Origin of the sequence: Paracoccus alcaliphilus, assembly GCF_028553725.1 — a bacterium.
Lineage (GTDB): Bacteria > Pseudomonadota > Alphaproteobacteria > Rhodobacterales > Rhodobacteraceae > Paracoccus > Paracoccus alcaliphilus.
In genome coordinates, this window is sequence record NZ_CP067127.1 from 97,796 (window position 1) to 116,782 (window position 18,987).

The window sequence follows — 18,987 nt, forward strand, 5'->3', positions numbered from 1 at the left end:
TCACAGCCCGTACTCGGTGGACAGCAGCCGGCCGATCGTGGCCAGATGCTGCGGATGTCCCATTTCGTCATGGCGACAGGCGACCGGATGGCGGCTCAGGCCCGAAGCATGGCGGGCGAGCAGTTCCGATCCGCTGCCATCGGGTTCCTGCCGGTCGCCGACGGCGTCGAAATAGATCAGCCTGCCATCGAAATGGCCTGCCGGGCGGTAGTGACCCAGACGCGCGACATCGGCGCGGCTGGCCTGTACGAAACGCTCCAGCATCGCCGGGTCCAGCCCGCCAAGGATCGTGCCATGCAGCGCCTCGGCGGCGCGCTGGAAGTCGGGCGCGTCGGTGTCGAAGTCGGATGACAGGCGGCCCGTCACGGCCAGCAGGTCGGCCAGCACCTGTTCCGCGCTCTTGTCGTTGGCAGAGGGGTCGAAGCCGGGCAGGTCCGCCAGCAGGAAGGCATCCATCAGCGCCAGCGTCGCGATGTTCCGGCCCCGGGCCTGCGCCTGCAACGCGATCTCGAAGGCCAGCGCGCCGCCATAGGACCAACCCAGCAGATGCAGCGGGCCGGTGGGACAGATGGTCTCGATCCGGCGCAGGTATTCGGCGGCGGCCTCTTCCATGGTGGCGGGGTTGCCGGTGTCGCAGAATTCCGGCCCCTGCAAGGCGTGAACGGTGCGGCCACGGCCCAGTTGCGCCGGAAGGCTGCGATACCACCAGCCGATGCCGCCTGCGGGATGCAGGCAGAACAGCGGTTCGGGCGCGGGCCCGGCATAGGGACCGACGGGCGGGAAGGTCAGCACCGGCGCATCGCTGAAGCGTTCCTCATCCTGGCTCAGCCGCAGCTCCAGTTGCTGGACGGTGGGCGCCTCGAAGATCGCGCGGACGCTGACCGCCCTTCCGGTCAGCAAGCGCAGTCGCGCGGCCAGCCGTGCCGCCAGCAGCGAATGCCCGCCCAGTTCGAAGAAATCGTCGTCGATGCCGATTTCGGGAAGGGACAGCACCTCGGCCATGGCCGCGCATAGCCGCGCCTGCAGGTCGGTCCGGGCCGGTCGCGAGGGCCGGACTTCGGGCCGTGGCAATGCCGTGCGATCAACCTTGCCGTTGGGCAGCAGCGGCAGCCTGTCCACGACCATCACCGCCGAGGGCACCATGTTGCGCGGAAGATGCGTCGCCAGCACCTGCCGCAATCCGCGCGGATCCGGCGTGTCGCCATCGGTCGCGACGACATAGGCGATCAGGTCGGCACCGCCGCGCGGCGAAGGGACGGCTGCGGCAATGGCCTGCCGGATGCCGGGCTGTTTCATCAGCAGCGCGGCGATCTCGTCCACTTCGATGCGGAAGCCGCGGATCTTGATCTGCTGATCGGCGCGTCCCAGATAATCCAGTCCGCCATCGGCCCGCCTGCGTACCAGATCGCCGGTCCGATACATCCGCTGCCCGTTGCCGCCGGGGCTGGCGATTAAGCGCGCGGCGGTCAGGTCGGGCCGGTTCAGATAACCTTGCGCGAGCCCGTGACCCGAGACGTAAAGTTCGCCCACGACACCCGTCGCGACGGGCCGCAGGAAACGGTCCAGAATGGTCGCGCCGACACCGTCCAGCGCCTGACCGATCGGCACCGCGCAAGAGGCTTCCTGATCGCGCCCGGCCTCGGCGGCGCTGGCGTCCCACATCTCGGAGGTGCCATAGATGTTCAGCAGCCGCGCATGTGGCAGCAGATTGCGGAACCTGACCGCCAGTTCTCCGGGCAGCGCCTCGCCGCTGGAGATACACAGATGCAGGCTTTTCAGCCGCTTGTCGGCATCGGGCAGTTCCAGCAGCGCGCGCAGCAGCGAGGGAACCAGCACGATGCGGCTGACGTTGCGCGACTCGATCACGCGGGCGATTCCCTCCACATCGCCCGGATCGTCATGCGGCGCGATCTCGACCCGGTCGCCATGCAGCAGCGGCAGGAACAGCTCGTGGATCGCGTCGATGAAATTCAGCGTGGTCTTGTGGATATAGACCCGCGCGCCCGTGTCACCGGCCGTGGGCAGCGGCAGGCTCAGCCGTTCGGCCACAGTGCCGTGGGTGCCGATCACGCCCTTGGGCGCGCCGGTGGAACCCGAGGTATACAGCACGAAGGCCGGACTGTCGGCGATCAGCCTGCGCCGGGGCCAAAGGGCCTGCGCGTCCGCGCCTTCCAGATGCGGTTCCTGCACCATGACCGCCGACCAGTCGCCCGCAGGCAGCATCTGCCGGGTGGCGGGATCGGTGACGATCAGCCGGGGGCGTGCATCGCCCAGCATGTGCTGCAACCGGCTGGCGGGATAGGCGGGATCCAGCGGCAGATAGGCCGCGCCCGCCTTCCACAGGCCCAGAACGGCGATGGCGACTTCCGGTCCGCGCGGCAGCGAGATGCCGACGATATCGCCCATCCGCACGCCCAGCCGGATCAGGCGATCCGCCAGCCGGTCGCTGTCACGGTCAAGCCGGGCATAGCTCATCTGCCCGCCGTCCGAGCCAAGCGCGGTCGCATCGGGGCTGCGCGCCACCTGCGCGGCAAACAGATCGGTGATCATGCGTGGATCGCGGCGGGGGCGGCCTTGCGGCGCATGTGGCGCGTCCTCCAGTCCGATCCCTGCAACGGGCAGGTCGGGCGCATCGGCCAGCAGCATCAGCGCATGGGCGAACAGTGTCTGCACCCGTTCGGCATATTCCGCGCCGAACAGATCGGCCCGATAGCTGAGCGTCAGTTTCGCCGCCTCGCCCGGTTGCGGGGGAACGATCATCATGCCCAATGGGTAATGGGTCACCGCCGCGCCGTGGCTGCCTGCGGCACTGACCCGCAGCGCCTCCTGCGGCGCGTCCTCTTGCGCGATGGCGGCACTGACCGGATAGTTCTCATAGACCAGCAGGGTGTCGAACAGCTCTCCCATCCGCATCTCCTGCGTCAGGCGGGGCAGGGCGACGTAGTGGTGACCGGTCAATGCGGTCTGCTCGCGCTGCAACCGCTGCGCCAGTGCGGATTGCGTTTCCTGCGGGCACAGCCGGATACGCGTCGGGACGGTGTTGATGAACAGGCCGACCATTTCCTCGATCCCGGCGACTTCGGGCGGGCGGCCGGAAACGATGGTGCCGAAAGTGACATCGGTCTGCCCGGTCAGGTGCGACAGCACCATCGCCCATGCCTGCTGCGCCAATGTGTTCGGCGTTACCCCCGCCGCCTGCGCGGCTGCGGCAAGGCGCTGCCAGTCCCCGGCAGCGATGATCCGGTGGCACAATTCCGGCTGCGGGATACTGTCGGATTCCGGTGCGATCCGCGTGGGTGCGTCGAGACCAGCCAAATGGTCGCACCATGCGGCGATGCTGGTTGCCTCGCCGGCCTCCATGATCTTCGCCAGATAGTCGCGGTATTGCGGCGCGGGCTTTCCGTCGAAGACCTGCGGATCGTCATAAAGCGCCATCAGTTCCTGCAACATGATCGGATTGGACCACCCATCGATAGCGATATGGTGTGTTGTTATTGCGATTTTGTGTTTGTTTTTGTTTTCGCGGATGAGGGTTACGCGGATTGGCGGTTCGTTTTTGAGGTCGAAGCGGGTGTTTCTGTCGGCGGTCAGGATGGCGTCGCGTTCGGCCTCGCGCTCGGGGTCGGGGCCTGTCAGGCTGTGGGTCAGCCATGGCAGGTCGGGGCGGCGGGGGATCAGCTGGACCATGCGCTCGCCGATCAGCTCGAAGCGGGCGGCAAGGTTGGGGTGACGCGCCAGCAGGGCGCGCATGGCGGCGCGCAGGCGGCCGGGGTCCAGCGGGCCGTCCAGCTGAAAGACCATCTGCACGATATAGGCGGCGCTCTCGTCGTCATAGCTGTCATGGAACAGGAAGCCCTGCTGCAGCGGCGACAGCGGCAGGATATCGGCCAGCGGCATCCGGGCGGCCAGCGCGTCGATGGCGGGTTGCTCCAGCCCCGACAGGGCCACATCCGAGGTGGTCAGCACCCGTTCCGGCCGGGCCTCGGTCAGCGCGGCGATGCGGGTCAGCGCGTCGAACCAGCGCCCGGCCAGATCGGCGATGGCGGCCTGATCCAGATGCCGGGCGGCCCATGACCAGTCGGCGACCAGCACCGGACCATCGGCGCGATCCTCGGTCACGGCATTGAGGTCGATCAGCCGGGCCAGCGGCCGGGGGCGCGGCGGCCGGGGCGCGGCGATGGCGCCTTCGGCCGGGCGCCAGAAGCCGGCATCGGCGGCGGCATCACCGGCATCGAACCGGCCCAGATAGTTGAACCCGGCCCATGCGGCGGGTTGTTCGGCCAGTGCGGCGGCGCCTTCGGGGTCCAGATGGCGCAGCAACCCGTAACCCACGCCATTGCCGGGCAGGCGGGCCAGCTGGTCCTTGACCGATTTCAGCAGCCGGTCCAGCGCGTCGTCATCGGTCGGAACCGCGGCATCGGGCAGCGACAGGCGCAGCGGGAACTGGCTGGTGAACCAGCCGATGCTTCGGCTGAGATCGGCACCCTCCAGCAGCGGCTCGCGGCCATGGCCTTCCAGTTCGAAGGCGGCGGTGGCGGGGTCCAGCCCGCGTTCGGCCTGCCAGCCGGCCAGCGCGATGGCGAAACCGGCCAGCAGCACGTCACCCACGCCGCCGCCGATGCGCTGGGGGGCGCGGGTCAGCAGGCAGCGGGTGATGTCGGCGGGCAGTTCGCGCATCAGGCTGCCCTGGCTGTCAGAGCTGTCCTGATCGGGGTCCAGCGGGCCTGCGGGCCAGGCGGCATCGGGGGTCATCTGCTGCCAGAAGGGCAGCTCGTGGCGCCGCGCGGCGGCGGCCCCGGGCAGGGCGATGGCCCAGTCGCGCCACGAGACCGGCACCGGATCGAGATCCGGTTTGCGCCCTTCCGCACGGGCCCCGGCCGCCTCGGCCAGATCGGGCAGCAGGATGCGCCAGGAGACGCCGTCGATGGCCAGATGGTGGATGGCCAGCCACAGCAGGCGGGCATCGGGGCGCGCGGGATCGGGGTTGGGATCGGGGGCCAGCACGGCGCGCAGCATCTGGCCCTTGCGCGGCGACAGTTCGGCCAGCGCCCGTTCGGCGGCGGCGGTCGGGTCCTCGTCCGGGGCCAGCACCGTCAGGCAGTCGCGGGCGCGGATGCTGCGTGGCGGCGCGATGGTCATGGTGCCGCCCGCGGTGGACAGGCGCAGCGCGTGATGCAGTTCCAGCATGTCGCCCAAGGCCTGCTCGAAGACCTGCGGATCATGGGCGGGCACGCGCCAGAAAGGAGGGCATCACCCTGACCGCAAGGCAGATCTTCCAGCACCCCACCATCGCCGCCAAGCGCGAAGAAGCTGTCGTCGATGCCGATCTCGGTGGTGCCCAGCACCTCGGCGAAAAGGGCGGCCAGCGTGGCCTCGGTCCGGTTGCGCGGCGCGCGGCGGGGTCCGGTGCTGGCTTCGGGTTCGGGCAGGGCGCGGCGGTCCAGCTTGCCGTTGGGGGTCAGCGGCAAGGCCTCCATCGCCACGAAGGCGGCGGGCACCATATAGTCGGGCAGTTCAGCGGCCAGCGTTCCGCGCAGCGCGTCGCGATCCAGATCGCGGGCGATGACATAGGCCACCAGCTGCTTCTGCCCGGGGCGGTCCTCACGCGCGATGACGGCGGATTGCGGATGGCCTGCGCGGGCGATGGCGGCCTCGATCTCGCCGGGCTCGATGCGGAAGCCGCGGATCTTGAGCTGCTGGTCGGCGCGGCCGATGAACTCGACCTGCCCATCCTCGCGCCACCGCGCCAGATCGCCCGAGCGATACATCCGCTGGCCGGGGCCGAAGGGATTGGCGACGAAGCGTTCGGCGGTCAGGTCGGGCCGATTCAGATAACCCTGCGCCAGACCAGAGCCCGCGATATACAACTCGCCCACAACACCAACGGGAACAGGCTGAAGGGAAGCGTCGAGGATCAGGAACTGCATGTTGCTGATCGGTTTGCCGATGATGTTCTGGGCTTTGCCGTCGGCGGTCACCTGCGCCGAGGCACACCAGATCGCCCCCTCGGTCGGACCGTATTCGTTCCACAGATCCGCGGTCGCCGATTGCCGATGCGTCGCGATCAGCGACGCGGGGATGGCCTCGCCGCCCAGCACCACCGTATGCAGGCTGCTCAGGTCGGCCGCGCCTTCGGCAAGCACGGCACGCCACAATCCGGGACCGCTGATCCATTCGCGGATCGCGTGACGCCCGATCAGCCGGACCAGTTCCGCGGGCTGTTTTTCCGCCCCCGGTTCGGGCAGGACCAGCGTCGAGCCGGTTGCCAGCGCCCCGAAAATCACCGCCAGCGAGGCATCGAAGGCCAGCGACGGCAACAGCACCGAAACCTCGGGCCGCGGGTAACGCTCGGCCCGCGACAGGATCGCATTGACTGCGGCGGCATGGGTCAGCACCACGCCCTTGGGCCGCCCGGTCGAGCCGGACGTATAGATCACATAGGCCGGATCGGAGGCCTCGGGATGCGGGACCGGGGCGGACAGGGGGAAGGGCGTGTCGTCATCCGTCAGCAGGTGGCGATGGCCCGAAGCCAGCGCGACGCCTTGACGATCGGTCAGGACCAGCGCCGGGGCGGCGTCATCCAGCACCGAAGCGATCCGGTCGCGCGGATAATCGGGGTCCAGCGGCAGATAGACCGCCCCGGCGCGCATGATCGCCAGCAGGCCGGTGATCGCGGCGATGCCACGCGGCAGCAGCATGGCGACGATCTGCCCGCGCCTGACCCCCGCCCCGGCCAGTCGCCGGGCCAGCACGGCACTGGCGCGTTCCAGCCCGGCATAATCCAGCCGCCCCTCGGCAGAGATCAAGGCGGTCGCATGCGGCGCATGACGCGCCGCCTCGCAGACCAGATCGGGCAGGCTCTGGCGCTTGCGCGGGTGCTCGGCGCCTCGCAGCACCGTCAGCGCCCTGTCGGTGGCCGCGTCGTTCAGCAGGCCGATTTCGCCCAGTTTCGGATCGGACGGATCGGCAAGACCGCGCAGGATGGTTTCCACGCTGTCCAGCACCTGACCGGCCTCTTCGACGTTGAACAGATCCCCGCGATAGCTGAGTGTCAGCCTGAGGGCCTCGCCCGGAACGGCGGCAAGACCCATCGGATAGTGGGTGGCATCGCCGCCATGCTGGCTGTGCCTTTCGACGCTCAGCGCCGCATCGGCGGCGTCACCATCCGCAGGGCCGGAAGGATAGTTCTCGAACACGGTCAGCGTGTCGAACAGCTGCTCATGTCCGGCGATCCGTTGCAGCCTGCTCAACGGGACATGCTGATGTTCAAGGGTCGCGGACAGCCGGTCGTGGGTCTGGCGCAGAAACTCCGAGACAGGCTGCGCCGGTTTGGGCCGCAGGCGCAGCGGCAGGGTGTTGATGAACAGGCCCACCATGCGCTCGACCCCCGGCAGGTCGGCGGGGCGACCCGAAACGGTGGTGCCGAAGATCACGTCGCGCTGGCCGCTGCGGCGTGACAGGTAAAGCCCCCAGGCCGACTGGATCAGCGCGTTCAGCGTGATCCCCAGATCGCGGGCGCGGCTTTCCAGTTGCCCGGTCGCCGTCGCGTCCAGTTTTCGCGACAGGGTCACCCCGGCGGATTGACCGCCGGCATCGGGCGCGATCAGCGTGGGGCCTTCCAGATCGGCCAGTTGATCGCGCCAGAAGTCATCCGCCTCGGTGTCGGGGCGCAAGGCGGTCCAGCGGATGTAATCGGCATAGGGCGTCATCTGCGACAGCTCGGCATCCGGCGCGTCATAGAGGGCGAACAGCTCATCCAGAAAGACCGGCAGCGACCACCCATCGATAGCGATATGGTGTGTTGTTATTGCGATTTTGTGTTTGTTTTTGTTTTCGCGGATGAGGGTTACGCGGATTGGCGGTTCGTTTTTGAGGTCGAAGCGGGTGTTTCTGTCGGCGGTCAGGATGGCGTCGCGTTCGGCCTCGCGCTCGGGGTCGGGGCCTGTCAGGCTGTGGGTCAGCCATGGCAGGTCGGGGCGGCGGGGGATCAGCTGGACCATGCGCTCGCCGATCAGCTCGAAGCGGGCGGCAAGGTTGGGGTGACGCGCCAGCAGGGCGCGCATGGCGGCGCGCAGGCGGCCGGGGTCCAGCGGGCCGTCCAGCTGAAAGACCATCTGCACGATATAGGCGGCGCTCTCGTCGTCATAGCTGTCATGGAACAGGAAGCCCTGCTGCAGCGGCGACAGCGGCAGGATATCGGCCAGCGGCATCCGGGCGGCCAGCGCGTCGATGGCGGGTTGCTCCAGCCCCGACAGGGCCACATCCGAGGTGGTCAGCACCCGTTCCGGCCGGGCCTCGGTCAGCGCGGCGATGCGGGTCAGCGCGTCGAACCAGCGCCCGGCCAGATCGGCGATGGCGGCCTGATCCAGATGCCGGGCGGCCCATGACCAGTCGGCGACCAGCACCGGACCATCGGCGCGATCCTCGGTCACGGCATTGAGGTCGATCAGCCGGGCCAGCGGCCGGGGGCGCGGCGGCCGGGGCGCGGCGATGGCGCCTTCGGCCGGGCGCCAGAAGCCGGCATCGGCGGCGGCATCACCGGCATCGAACCGGCCCAGATAGTTGAACCCGGCCCATGCGGCGGGTTGTTCGGCCAGTGCGGCGGCGCCTTCGGGGTCCAGATGGCGCAGCAACCCGTAACCCACGCCATTGCCGGGCAGGCGGGCCAGCTGGTCCTTGACCGATTTCAGCAGCCGGTCCAGCGCGTCGTCATCGGTCGGAACCGCGGCATCGGGCAGCGACAGGCGCAGCGGGAACTGGCTGGTGAACCAGCCGATGCTTCGGCTGAGATCGGCACCCTCCAGCAGCGGCTCGCGGCCATGGCCTTCCAGTTCGAAGGCGGCGGTGGCGGGGTCCAGCCCGCGTTCGGCCTGCCAGCCGGCCAGCGCGATGGCGAAACCGGCCAGCAGCACGTCACCCACGCCGCCGCCGATGCGCTGGGGGGCGCGGGTCAGCAGGCAGCGGGTGATGTCGGCGGGCAGTTCGCGCATCAGGCTGCCCTGGCTGTCAGAGCTGTCCTGATCGGGGTCCAGCGGGCCTGCGGGCCAGGCGGCATCGGGGGTCATCTGCTGCCAGAAGGGCAGCTCGTGGCGCCGCGCGGCGGCGGCCCCGGGCAGGGCGATGGCCCAGTCGCGCCACGAGACCGGCACCGGATCGAGATCCGGTTTGCGCCCTTCCGCACGGGCCCCGGCCGCCTCGGCCAGATCGGGCAGCAGGATGCGCCAGGAGACGCCGTCGATGGCCAGATGGTGGATGGCCAGCCACAGCAGGCGGGCATCGGGGCGCGCGGGATCGGGGTTGGGATCGGGGGCCAGCACGGCGCGCAGCATCTGGCCCTTGCGCGGCGACAGTTCGGCCAGCGCCCGTTCGGCGGCGGCGGTCGGGTCCTCGTCCGGGGCCAGCACCGTCAGGCAGTCGCGGGCGCGGATGCTGCGTGGCGGCGCGATGGTCATGGTGCCGCCCGCGGTGGACAGGCGCAGCGCGTGATGCAGTTCCAGCATGTCGCCCAAGGCCTGCTCGAAGACCTGCGGATCATGGGCGGGCACGCGCCAGAAAGGAGGGCATCACCCTGACCGCAAGGCAGATCTTCCAGCACCCCACCATCGCCGCCAAGCGCGAAGAAGCTGTCGTCGATGCCGATCTCGGTGGTGCCCAGCACCTCGGCGGGCGGGGCGGCCGGGGTCCCGGCCAGCGGGGCCAGGGCGGCGATGGTGGGGTGCTGGAAGATCTGCCTTGCGGTCAGGGTGATGCCCTCCTTTCTGGCGCGTGCGACCAGCTGGATCGACGAGATGGAATCGCCGCCAAGCGCGAAGAAGCTGTCGTCGATGCCGATCTCGGTGGTGCCCAGCACCTCGGCGAAAAGGGCGGCCAGCGTGGCCTCGGTCCGGTTGCGCGGCGCGCGGCGGGGTCCGGTGCTGGCTTCGGGTTCGGGCAGGGCGCGGCGGTCCAGCTTGCCGTTGGGGGTCAGCGGCAAGGCCTCCATCGCCACGAAGGCGGCGGGCACCATATAGTCGGGCAGTTCAGCGGCCAGCGTTCCGCGCAGCGCGTCGCGATCCAGATCGCGGGCGATGACATAGGCCACCAGCTGCTTCTGCCCGGGGCGGTCCTCACGCGCGATGACGGCGGATTGCGGATGGCCTGCGCGGGCGATGGCGGCCTCGATCTCGCCGGGCTCGATGCGGAAGCCGCGGATCTTGAGCTGCTGGTCGGCGCGGCCGATGAACTCGACCTGCCCATCCTCGCGCCACCGCGCCAGATCGCCCGAGCGATACATCCGCTGGCCGGGGCCGAAGGGATTGGCGACGAAGCGTTCGGCGGTCAGGTCGGGCCGATTCAGATAACCCTGCGCCAGACCAGAGCCCGCGATATACAACTCGCCCACAACACCAACGGGAACAGGCTGAAGGGAAGCGTCGAGGATGTGAATATCGGTGCCCGTGATCGGGCGACCGATCGGCGCGGACAGCCCCCCAAAGGGCTGGATGGACATGGTGGCGCAGACGGTGTTTTCGGTCGGGCCATAAGCGTTGACCAGATGGCGGCCTTCGCCCCAGATCGCGGCCAGATGCGGGGGCAGGGCCTCGCCTGCGGTGATCAGATGGGTCAGGCCGGGCATGTCGGCAGGCTGCATCGCGGCCAGCACCACCGGCGGCAGGGTCGCATGGGTGACCCTGCGCCGCCGGACCAGATCGGCCAGAGGGGCACCGGGCGCCATGTCCCCGCTATCGGCCAGCACCAGTGTCGCGCCGGATGCCAGTGTCACGATGATCTCGGCGATCGCCGCGTCGAAGCTGGGCGAGGCGAATTGCAGCACCCGCGCATCGGGGGTGATGCCGAAGGCCTCTCGCTGACCCCCGACCAGTCCGGCAAGACCGGCATGGGTCAGCACCACGCCCTTGGGCCGCCCGGTCGAGCCGGACGTATAGATCACATAGGCCGGATCGCTCAGCCGCGGCAGGGGCGGCAGGGCACAGCTGGCTGCGGGCAGATCGCTCAGCACGGGCACGTCGCCTGCCGGCAGGCGGCCGCTTGTGGCGGGTTCGGCCAAGATCAGGACGGGCCGGGCATCCGACACGATCCAGTCCAGCCGGTCCTGCGGATAGTTCGGGTCCAGCGGCAGATAGACCCCGCCTGCGCGGATGATGCCCAGCATCGCCACGATCGCATCGGCCGAGCGGTGACGCATGACGCCAACCCGGCTGCCGGGCCTGACGCCGTGTTCCAGCAGGCCCGAGGCGCAGTCCTCGACGCGCCGGATCAGATCGGTAAAGGTGACCACCTGCTGGCCATCATCCAGCGCCGGGGCTGTGGGGTTTCGCCCGGCGGCGGTCTGGATCAGGCTGAAGAAATCCTGCCCTGCCAGATCCCCGGCCACCGGCGCGCCCTTGCCGAAATCGCGCAGCAGCGCGGTTTCGTCCTGATCCGCCATCGGGATGTCGCGCAGCGGCTGGTCGCTGAGCCGGGCCAGCGCATGCAGGATGCACCGGAACCGGGCGGCGAAGCGGCGGGCGGTGTCGGGCTCGTACAGGTCGGCGTCATATTGCAGCACGCCCTCGATACCCGCAGCACGGCCCGCCTGATCGCGGCTTTCGGCCAGATCGAGGGTCAGGTCGAACTTGGCGGCATCCAGCCCGCTGTCGATCAGCTCGACCGACAGGCCGGGCAGGGACAGGGCGGCGGGTGCCGCGTTCTGCAACACCAGAAAGACCTGGAACAGCGGGTTGACCGCCAGCGAGCGATCCGGGACCAGCCGGTCCACGATCTGGTCGAAGGGCAGGTCCTGATTGTCGAAGGCGGACAGGTCGGCATCGCGGACGCCGTCCAGCAGGTCGGCCATTGACCGGTCGGCGTCGATCCGGCTGCGCAATGCCAGCGTGTTCACGAAAAAGCCGACCATGTCCTGCAACAGATCGTCCTGCCGTCCGGCAAGGGCGGTGCCGATGACGATGTCGTCACCACAGCCCGACCGCTGCATCGTCATGGCAAGGGCCGCGTGCAGAACCATGAACATGGTCGCACCGTGTCGGCTGGCCAGCGCATCCAGCGCCTGATGGGCCGCCGCATCGATGCCGAGCGGGATCCGCGCGCCGCGATGGGCCGCGACGGCGGGGCGGGGGTGGTCGGGCAGCAAGGTCACCTGTTGCGGTGCACCTGTCAGCGTCTCGGCCCAGAAACCGGCCTGACGCGCCGCCAGACTGTCGGGATCGGCGGCATCGCCCAGCAGATCGCGCTGCCACAGCGCGTAATCGGCATATTGCACCGTCGGCGGCGGCAGGATGGCGGCAATGCCGTTCAGATGGGCGCGATAGGCCTCGGCCAGATCCGCAGCCAGTGGCGCCAGCGATGCGCCATCGCCCGCGATGTGATGCAGAACCAGCAGCAGAACATGCTCGTCCCCGGACAACCGGAACAGCACGCTGTGCAGCGGCAGATCCTGCGAAAGGTCGAAGACATGGGCGGATTCGGCCTCCAACGCGGGGGCCAGCGCCTCGGGGGTGATCTCGCGCAGGGTGAAGTCGGGGCTGGCCGCCGGATCCGAGGCGGGCAGGACCTGCTGCACCGGGGTGTCGTCGTTCGGGAATATCGTGCGCAGAACCTCGTGCCGGGTGGTGATATCGGCAAGGGCGGCGCGCAGGGCGGCTGCCTCCAGCGGTCCGCTGAGGCGCAGGGCCATCGGCATGTTGTAGGTGGCCGAGGGGCCTTCCAGTTGCGTGACCGTCCACAGCCGGGCCTGCGCGAAGGATTGCGGCAGATGCCGGGGGCGCGGCATGGGGCGCAGGGCGGGGCGTGGGGTGACGCCGCCCGCCTTGTCCAGCACGCGGGCCAGCGCCTCGACGGTCGGGTTCTCGAACAGGCTGCGGATCGAGATCTCCAGCCCCATCTCGCTGCGCAGGCGCGAGATCAGCCGGATCGCCAGCAGCGAATGGCCGCCAAGCGTGAAGAAGCTGTCAGCCACGGACAAGGCGGCAGCGGCCTCGGCGGGCAGGGCCAGCACCTCGGCAAACAGCGCGGCGACGGCGTGTTCACGGGCGTTGCGGGGCGCGGCGGCACCTGCCAGCGCTGTATCGGGGGCAGGCAGGGCGCTGCGGTCCAGCTTGCCATTGGGCAGGCTGGGCAGGGCGTCCAGCGTAACGAAGGCGGCGGGCACCATATGGTCGGGCAGGCGGCGGGCCAGTTCCTCGCGCAGCCGCTGATGATCGGGGGCCTTGCCCTCGCGCCGCACGACATAGGCGACGATGCGGCGCTGGCCGGGCTGATCCTCGCGCAGGATCACGGCGTTTTGCGACCAGCCCGCAGCGGACATCGCGGCACTAATTTCGCCCAGTTCGATGCGCAGCCCGCGGATCTTGACCTGCTGGTCGGCGCGACCGCGGATGACCAGCTTGCCATCCTCGCGCCACATCGCCAGATCGCCCGAGCGATACATGCGTTCACCGGGGGCGAAGGGATTGGCGACAAAGCGGTCCGCCGTCAGGCCCGGCTGGTTCAGATAGCCGCGCGCAAGGCTGCTGCCGGCGATGTAAAGCTCGCCCGTGACGCCGGGGGGAACGCAGCGCAATTCGCGGTCGAGGACATGAAAGCGGGTATTGGCGACCGGCCCGCCGACGGGGACGGGGCCCGACTGATCGGCGCTGTCGCACAGATGGGCGGCCACCCCGATCGAGGTCTCGGTCGGGCCATAGGAATGGTTGATCTCGCAGTCCAGCCGTTCACGCGCCCGTGCCAGCAGATCGGGGCCCAGGGCCTCGCCGCCACAGATGACCCGGCGCAGGGGCAGGTCGCGGGTGCCGGGTTCGTCGATGAACGGTTCCAGCATCGAGGCCACGAAATGCACCATCGTCACCCGGCGGTCGCGGATCAGCCCGGCCAGATAGGCGGGATCGCGGTGGCCGTCGGGTCGCGCGACGACCAGCCGGGCGCCGCTGACCAGCGGGAACAGCAGCTCCCACACCGACACGTCAAAGCCGAAGGCGGTCTTGTGCAGAATGGCGTCATCGGGTTGCAGCGGATATTCTCGCTGCATCCAGCGCAGCCGGTTGACGATGCCGCGATGTGGGATCACCACCCCCTTGGGCGTGCCGGTCGATCCCGAGGTATAGATCACATAGGCCGCGTCATCGGGCCGCAACGGCCGGTGGCGCATCGCATCGGTCGGCGCATGGGCGGGCCTGCGCGCGATCTGCGCCATCCGGCTGCGGTCCAGACACAGGACCGGCGTGCCTTCGGCGGCGGACTGGCAGGGGACATTCGGCGTGGTCAGCACCAGCGCGGGGGCGGCGTCGCCGATCATATGGGTCAGCCGCCCGGCCGGATAATCGGGGTCCAGCGGCAGATAGGCCGCGCCGGCCTTCAGCACCGCCATCACCGCCACCACCATCCGCGCGGAACGCGGCATCATCACCCCCACCAGATCGCCGGGGCCGATGCCGCGCGCGATCAGTTCATGCGCCAGCCGGTTGGCGCGGGCATGAAGGGCCGTGCGGTCCAGCCTTTCGCCATCGACATCCAACGCAGGCCCGTCGCCCGACGAAAAACCCTCCAGCATGTCGGCCAGCGTTTCATGGCGCAGCGGGTGGGCGGTGTCGTTCCATGGCGCGGTCAGCGCGGCCAGTTCCTGGGGCGGGGTCAGGGCGATGCGGGCCACCGGCCTGTCGGCAGGATCGGCCAGCGCGTCCAGCGCCCGCAGACAGGCCTGCACCAGCCATTCCGCCATGGCATCGGAAATCAGATCGCCGCGCCATGCCAGTTTCACCTGATAGGTTTCACCCGGCAGGATCGCGATGCTGGCGGCATAATGCGAGGTATCGCCGCCGTGGTTCGAGTGGCGCTCGATCCGCAGCCCGCCGATGCCATCGTCATCTTCCTTGCCGGGGCTGCCGATGGGGAAATTCTCGAACACCACGAGACTGTCGAACAGATCGCCCTGCCCGACGCTGCGCTGGATTTCCGACAGGCCCAGATGCTGATGATCCAGCAGCCGCGCCTGTTCGTCCTGCAATCCGCGCAGCACTTCCGACGCAGGCATGTCCGGTCGCCACCGCATCCTGACCGGGATGCTGTTGATGAACAGGCCGATCATATGTTCGACCCCCGGCAGATCGGCAGGGCGGCCCGATACGATGCTGCCGAAGGCCACGTCATGGCGGTGGGTCACATGGCCCAGAACCAGCCCCCAGGCGGCCTGAGCCAGCGTGTTCATGGTCACACCCAACTCGCGCGCCCGGTCCTGCATCCGGTCGATCAGCGCGTCGGGGATCGGGTGGTGCATGACCTGAGGCACGGCCCCTTCGCTGGCGGCAGGCGCGATGCGCGCGGGTTCCTCGAACCCGGCGAAGGCGTCCTGCCACGCCGCGCGGGCCGCTGCATCGTCACGCCCCGCCAGCCATTTGACATAGTCGCGCCAGGGCGTGACATGCGGCAGGCCCGAGGTCTCGGCATCGCGGTCATAGAGTGTGAACAGCTCGTTCAGCAGGATCGGGGTGGACCAGCCATCCATGAGGATGTGGTGGCTGGTGAAGATCAGCATATGGCGTTCGGGCGCCATGCGGATCAGGGTGAACCGCAGCAGCGGCGCGCGGGCCAGATCGAAACGCTGTTCATAGTCGCGGGCGATTTCCGCCTTCAGCGCGGCCTCGGGATCGGGCGCGGCGGACAGGTCCAGGTCCTGCCATGGCAGCTGAGGCGCGCGCTGGATCACCTGCACCGGGGCCTTGACCTTGTGGTGAACGAAGGCCGCGCGCAGGCTGGCATGGCGGCGCAACAGCGCGCGTGTCGCAGCCTGCAACCGGGCCGGATCCAGCGCCCCGTCGAGCGAAAAGACCATCTGCGTCACATAGCTGTCCTGCACCCCGTCGTCATAGAGCGCGTGAAACAGGAAGCCATGCTGAAGGGGGGTCAGCGGCAGGATGTTCTCGATATTCGCTTCACGCATAGAGTGTCTCCAGAAATTCGATGTCGGACTGGTCGATATCGGCCAGCACATCCGAGGGGGTCAGCAAAGAGGCGCGGTCGCCGGTTTCGGCGGCAGCGGCGATGTGGCGCAGCGCCTCGAACCAGCCATCGGCCAGTGCGCGCATCCGGTCGGTGCCGATCAGACGGCCGGCACAGGACCAGTTGGTGATCAGCCGTGGCCCGGTCGGGCCGTCCAGCGTCATCGCGTTCAACTCGATGATATTGGTCAGCGCGCGGCGCGGATCCTGACCGCCCGACAGGGCCGAAGCCTCGGGGGCGGGCTGGAAGGCGGGCGGGCGATCGCGGGGCGTATCCTCGCCGCCATGTCCGGGTGCGCCGAAACGACCCAGATAGTTGAAGGCGATGCCGGGACGCGCCATCCGCGCCAGAGCCGGGGCGGTTTCCGGGTTCATATGGCGCAGGAGGCCGTAACCCACGCCATTGTCGGGAATGCGGCGCAGCTGTTCCTTGACGGATTTCAGCACCCGATCCAGCGCCGCGCCATCCGAACCTGCCAGCACCGCAGCCGGGTCCATGCCGTCCAGATGCAGGCGCAGCGGGAACAGGCTGGTGAACCAGCCGACGGTCTGGCCGATCTCGGCCCCGTCAAGGATCGGCTCGCGGCCGTGGCCCTCCAGCAGGAAGGTGGCGGCCTGCGTGTCGGTGTGGCCCTCATCGTGCCGCCAGCGGATCACCGCCAGCGCGAAGGCGGCCAGCAGCACATCGTTGGCGCCGCCGTTGATCCGCTCGACCGCGCGGGTCAGCAGGGTCTGCGTGACCTGCGGCTCCAGCTCGGTGACAAGGTTCTGCTGCGTGGCGACGGTATCCAGCGCCGGATCCAGTGCCCGCGCGGCAAGGGGGGCGTCGCCTGCGTCCATTTCCTGCCACAAGGGCAGTTCATCCCGGCGACGCGCGGCAAGGGCAGGCAGAGCCGTGGCCCAGTCGCGCAACGAGGTCGGCGCGGGCGTCAGCGCGGGCTCGCGCCCTTCGGCGATGGCCGCCCATGCCTGCGCCAGATCGGGCAGCAAGATGCGCCATGACACGCCGTCCACTGCAAGGTGGTGGATGGTCAGCATCAGCCGTTGGGCTTGCGGGAACCAGACCGCCTGCACCAGCCGCCCCTTGCGCGGGGCCAGCCGGGACGCGGCCTGATCCATCGCAGCCGACAGATCGGGATGCGGGCTGTCGGACAGATGCAGGCAGTCCTCGGCCCGCAGGCTGCCGAGTTCGGGGATGACAAGGCCGCCATCCGCGCCCACCGTCAGCCGCAAGGCGTGATGATGGTCGAGGATCGCTTGCAGGGCGCGGGTCAGCCCATCGCGGTCGATCCCGTCGGGCAGGGTCAGCAACATGCTTTGCTGGAAGGCGTCGCCATGTTCGGGGTCCGAGAGGAACTCGGCCATGATCGGTGTTGCGGGCAGTGGTCCGCAGGGATTGCCGGTGGTGGGCCGGGCCTCGTCACCCGACAGCGGCAGCGCGATCCGGGCCAGCGCGGCGGGGGTCTGGTGCTGGAACACATCCCGTGCGGTGATCCGCCAGCCCGCGTGGCGGGCATGGCCGACCAGCTGGATCGACGAAATCGAATCGCCCCCCAGCGTGAAGAAACCCTGATCCGCGCCGACATGCGGCAGCGACAGGACCGCGGCGAACAGGTCGCAGAACACCTGCTCGGTCCCGTTCGTGGCCTCGCGCAGCGGCGCGTCGCCGGTGACTTGCGGGGCGGGCAGGGCGCGGCGGTCCAGCTTGCCATTGGCACTCAGCGGCAGCGCGTCCAGCCGGACGATGGCGGCAGGCACCATATAGTCGGGCAGCTCAGTGGCCAGATGGCTGCGCAATCCGGCCTCGTCCAGACCGGGGCTGGTGACATAGGCCACCAGCTGCCGGTGCCCGGGCCGATCCTCGCGGGCGATCACGGCGACGCCCGAATGTCCGGCGCGGCGGATGGCGGTCTCGATCTCTCCGGGTTCGACGCGGAAACCGCGGATCTTCAGCTGATCGTCGGCGCGGCTGACGAATTCAAGCTGCCCATCGACCCGCCAGCGCACCCGGTCGCCGGTGCGATACATCCTTTGTCCGGGCACGGTCGGGCTGGCGATAAAGCGTTCCGCCGTCTGCGCCGCACGGCCCAGATAGCCAAGCGCGACCTGCGCCCCGGTCACATACAGCTCTCCGGGGACGCCGGACGGGACGGGTTGCAGCCACGGGTCCAGCACCAGCAGTTCCGCGCCCCCGACCGAATGGCCGATCGGCATGGTGGCGCGTTCGCTGCCATTGGTGACCGGCGTGTCGGACAGGTTGGCGGCGGTGATCTGGATCGTGGTTTCGGTGGGTCCGTAAAGGTTGACGACCTCGGCCCCCCAGACCGATGCCGCGCGCCGGGCCAGCGCCTCGGACAGCGGCTCGCCGCCCGAGAACAGCCAGCGCAGGCGTGGCCGTTCGGGCGCATCCAGCATCGGCGGCAGCATCGAGGGCACCACCTGCATCACCGTCACCCCCTTGCGGGCGGCGAAATCGGGGATGCGGTCCAGTTCCAGCCGCAGTGCGTCGGGCAGGATCACCATCGCGGCGCCGCAGATCAGTGGCAGCCAGATTTCCCATTCGGCAGCGTCGAAGTTCAGCGAGGTGCGGAACAGCACACGGTCCTGCGGGGTCAGCGGGAAGCTGTCGCGCATCCAGCCCATATGGCCGGCGACGGCGCGCTGCGGCACCACCACCCCTTTGGGCCGGCCGGTCGAGCCCGAGGTGAAGATCACATAGGCCGGGTCGTCCCCATGCACCGGGCGCAGGCGTTCGGCGGGATGCAGCGGCTCGGCGGACATGGCCTGACGCCGCATCAGCACCGGGCCGCGGTCGATCACCAGCTTCAGATGCGCGGCCTGTTCGGGCAGGCGGTCCTCGACCTCCATCGCGGTCAGCACCAGTCGCGGCGCGCCGTCCTCGATGATCGCGGCCAGCCGTTCGGCCGGGTAATCCGGGTCCAGCGGCAGATAGGCCGCGCCGGTCTTGACCACGGCCAGCAGCGCGACGATCAGTTCG

At 69.3% G+C, this 18,987-nt stretch carries 4 protein-coding genes (1 of these 4 running past the window's edge); all 4 read right to left on the reverse strand.

From position 1 onward, the window contains the following. Tightly spaced (each overlapping or abutting the next), the 4 genes in view from JHW40_RS22715 to JHW40_RS22730 form a layout consistent with a single transcriptional unit that may run on beyond the window. Complete coding sequence (locus JHW40_RS22715) at positions 1 to 5,232, reverse strand: non-ribosomal peptide synthetase (protein WP_272849152.1); 5,232 nt, start codon at positions 5,230 to 5,232, stop codon at positions 1 to 3. Continuing rightward, a complete protein-coding gene (locus JHW40_RS22720) occupies positions 5,136 to 9,500 on the reverse strand; it encodes an amino acid adenylation domain-containing protein (protein ID WP_272849153.1) in 4,365 nt (1,454 codons plus the stop codon). The genes JHW40_RS22715 and JHW40_RS22720 overlap by 97 nt, the downstream gene beginning before the upstream one ends. After that, the gene (locus JHW40_RS22725) at positions 9,449 to 15,931 is read right to left on the reverse strand and encodes a non-ribosomal peptide synthetase (RefSeq protein WP_272849154.1); all 6,483 of its coding nucleotides are present in this window, start codon (positions 15,929 to 15,931) and stop codon (positions 9,449 to 9,451) included. Before JHW40_RS22725 ends, JHW40_RS22720 begins: the two co-directional genes overlap by 52 nt. Further along, positions 15,924 to 18,987: the final stretch of a non-ribosomal peptide synthase/polyketide synthase gene (locus JHW40_RS22730; RefSeq protein WP_272849155.1), read on the reverse strand. It continues 21,800 nt past the right edge of the window; only the last 3,064 of its 24,864 coding nucleotides appear in the window; the start codon falls outside the window, past its right edge — the gene reads right to left on this strand; it ends in the stop codon at positions 15,924 to 15,926. The genes JHW40_RS22725 and JHW40_RS22730 overlap by 8 nt, the downstream gene beginning before the upstream one ends.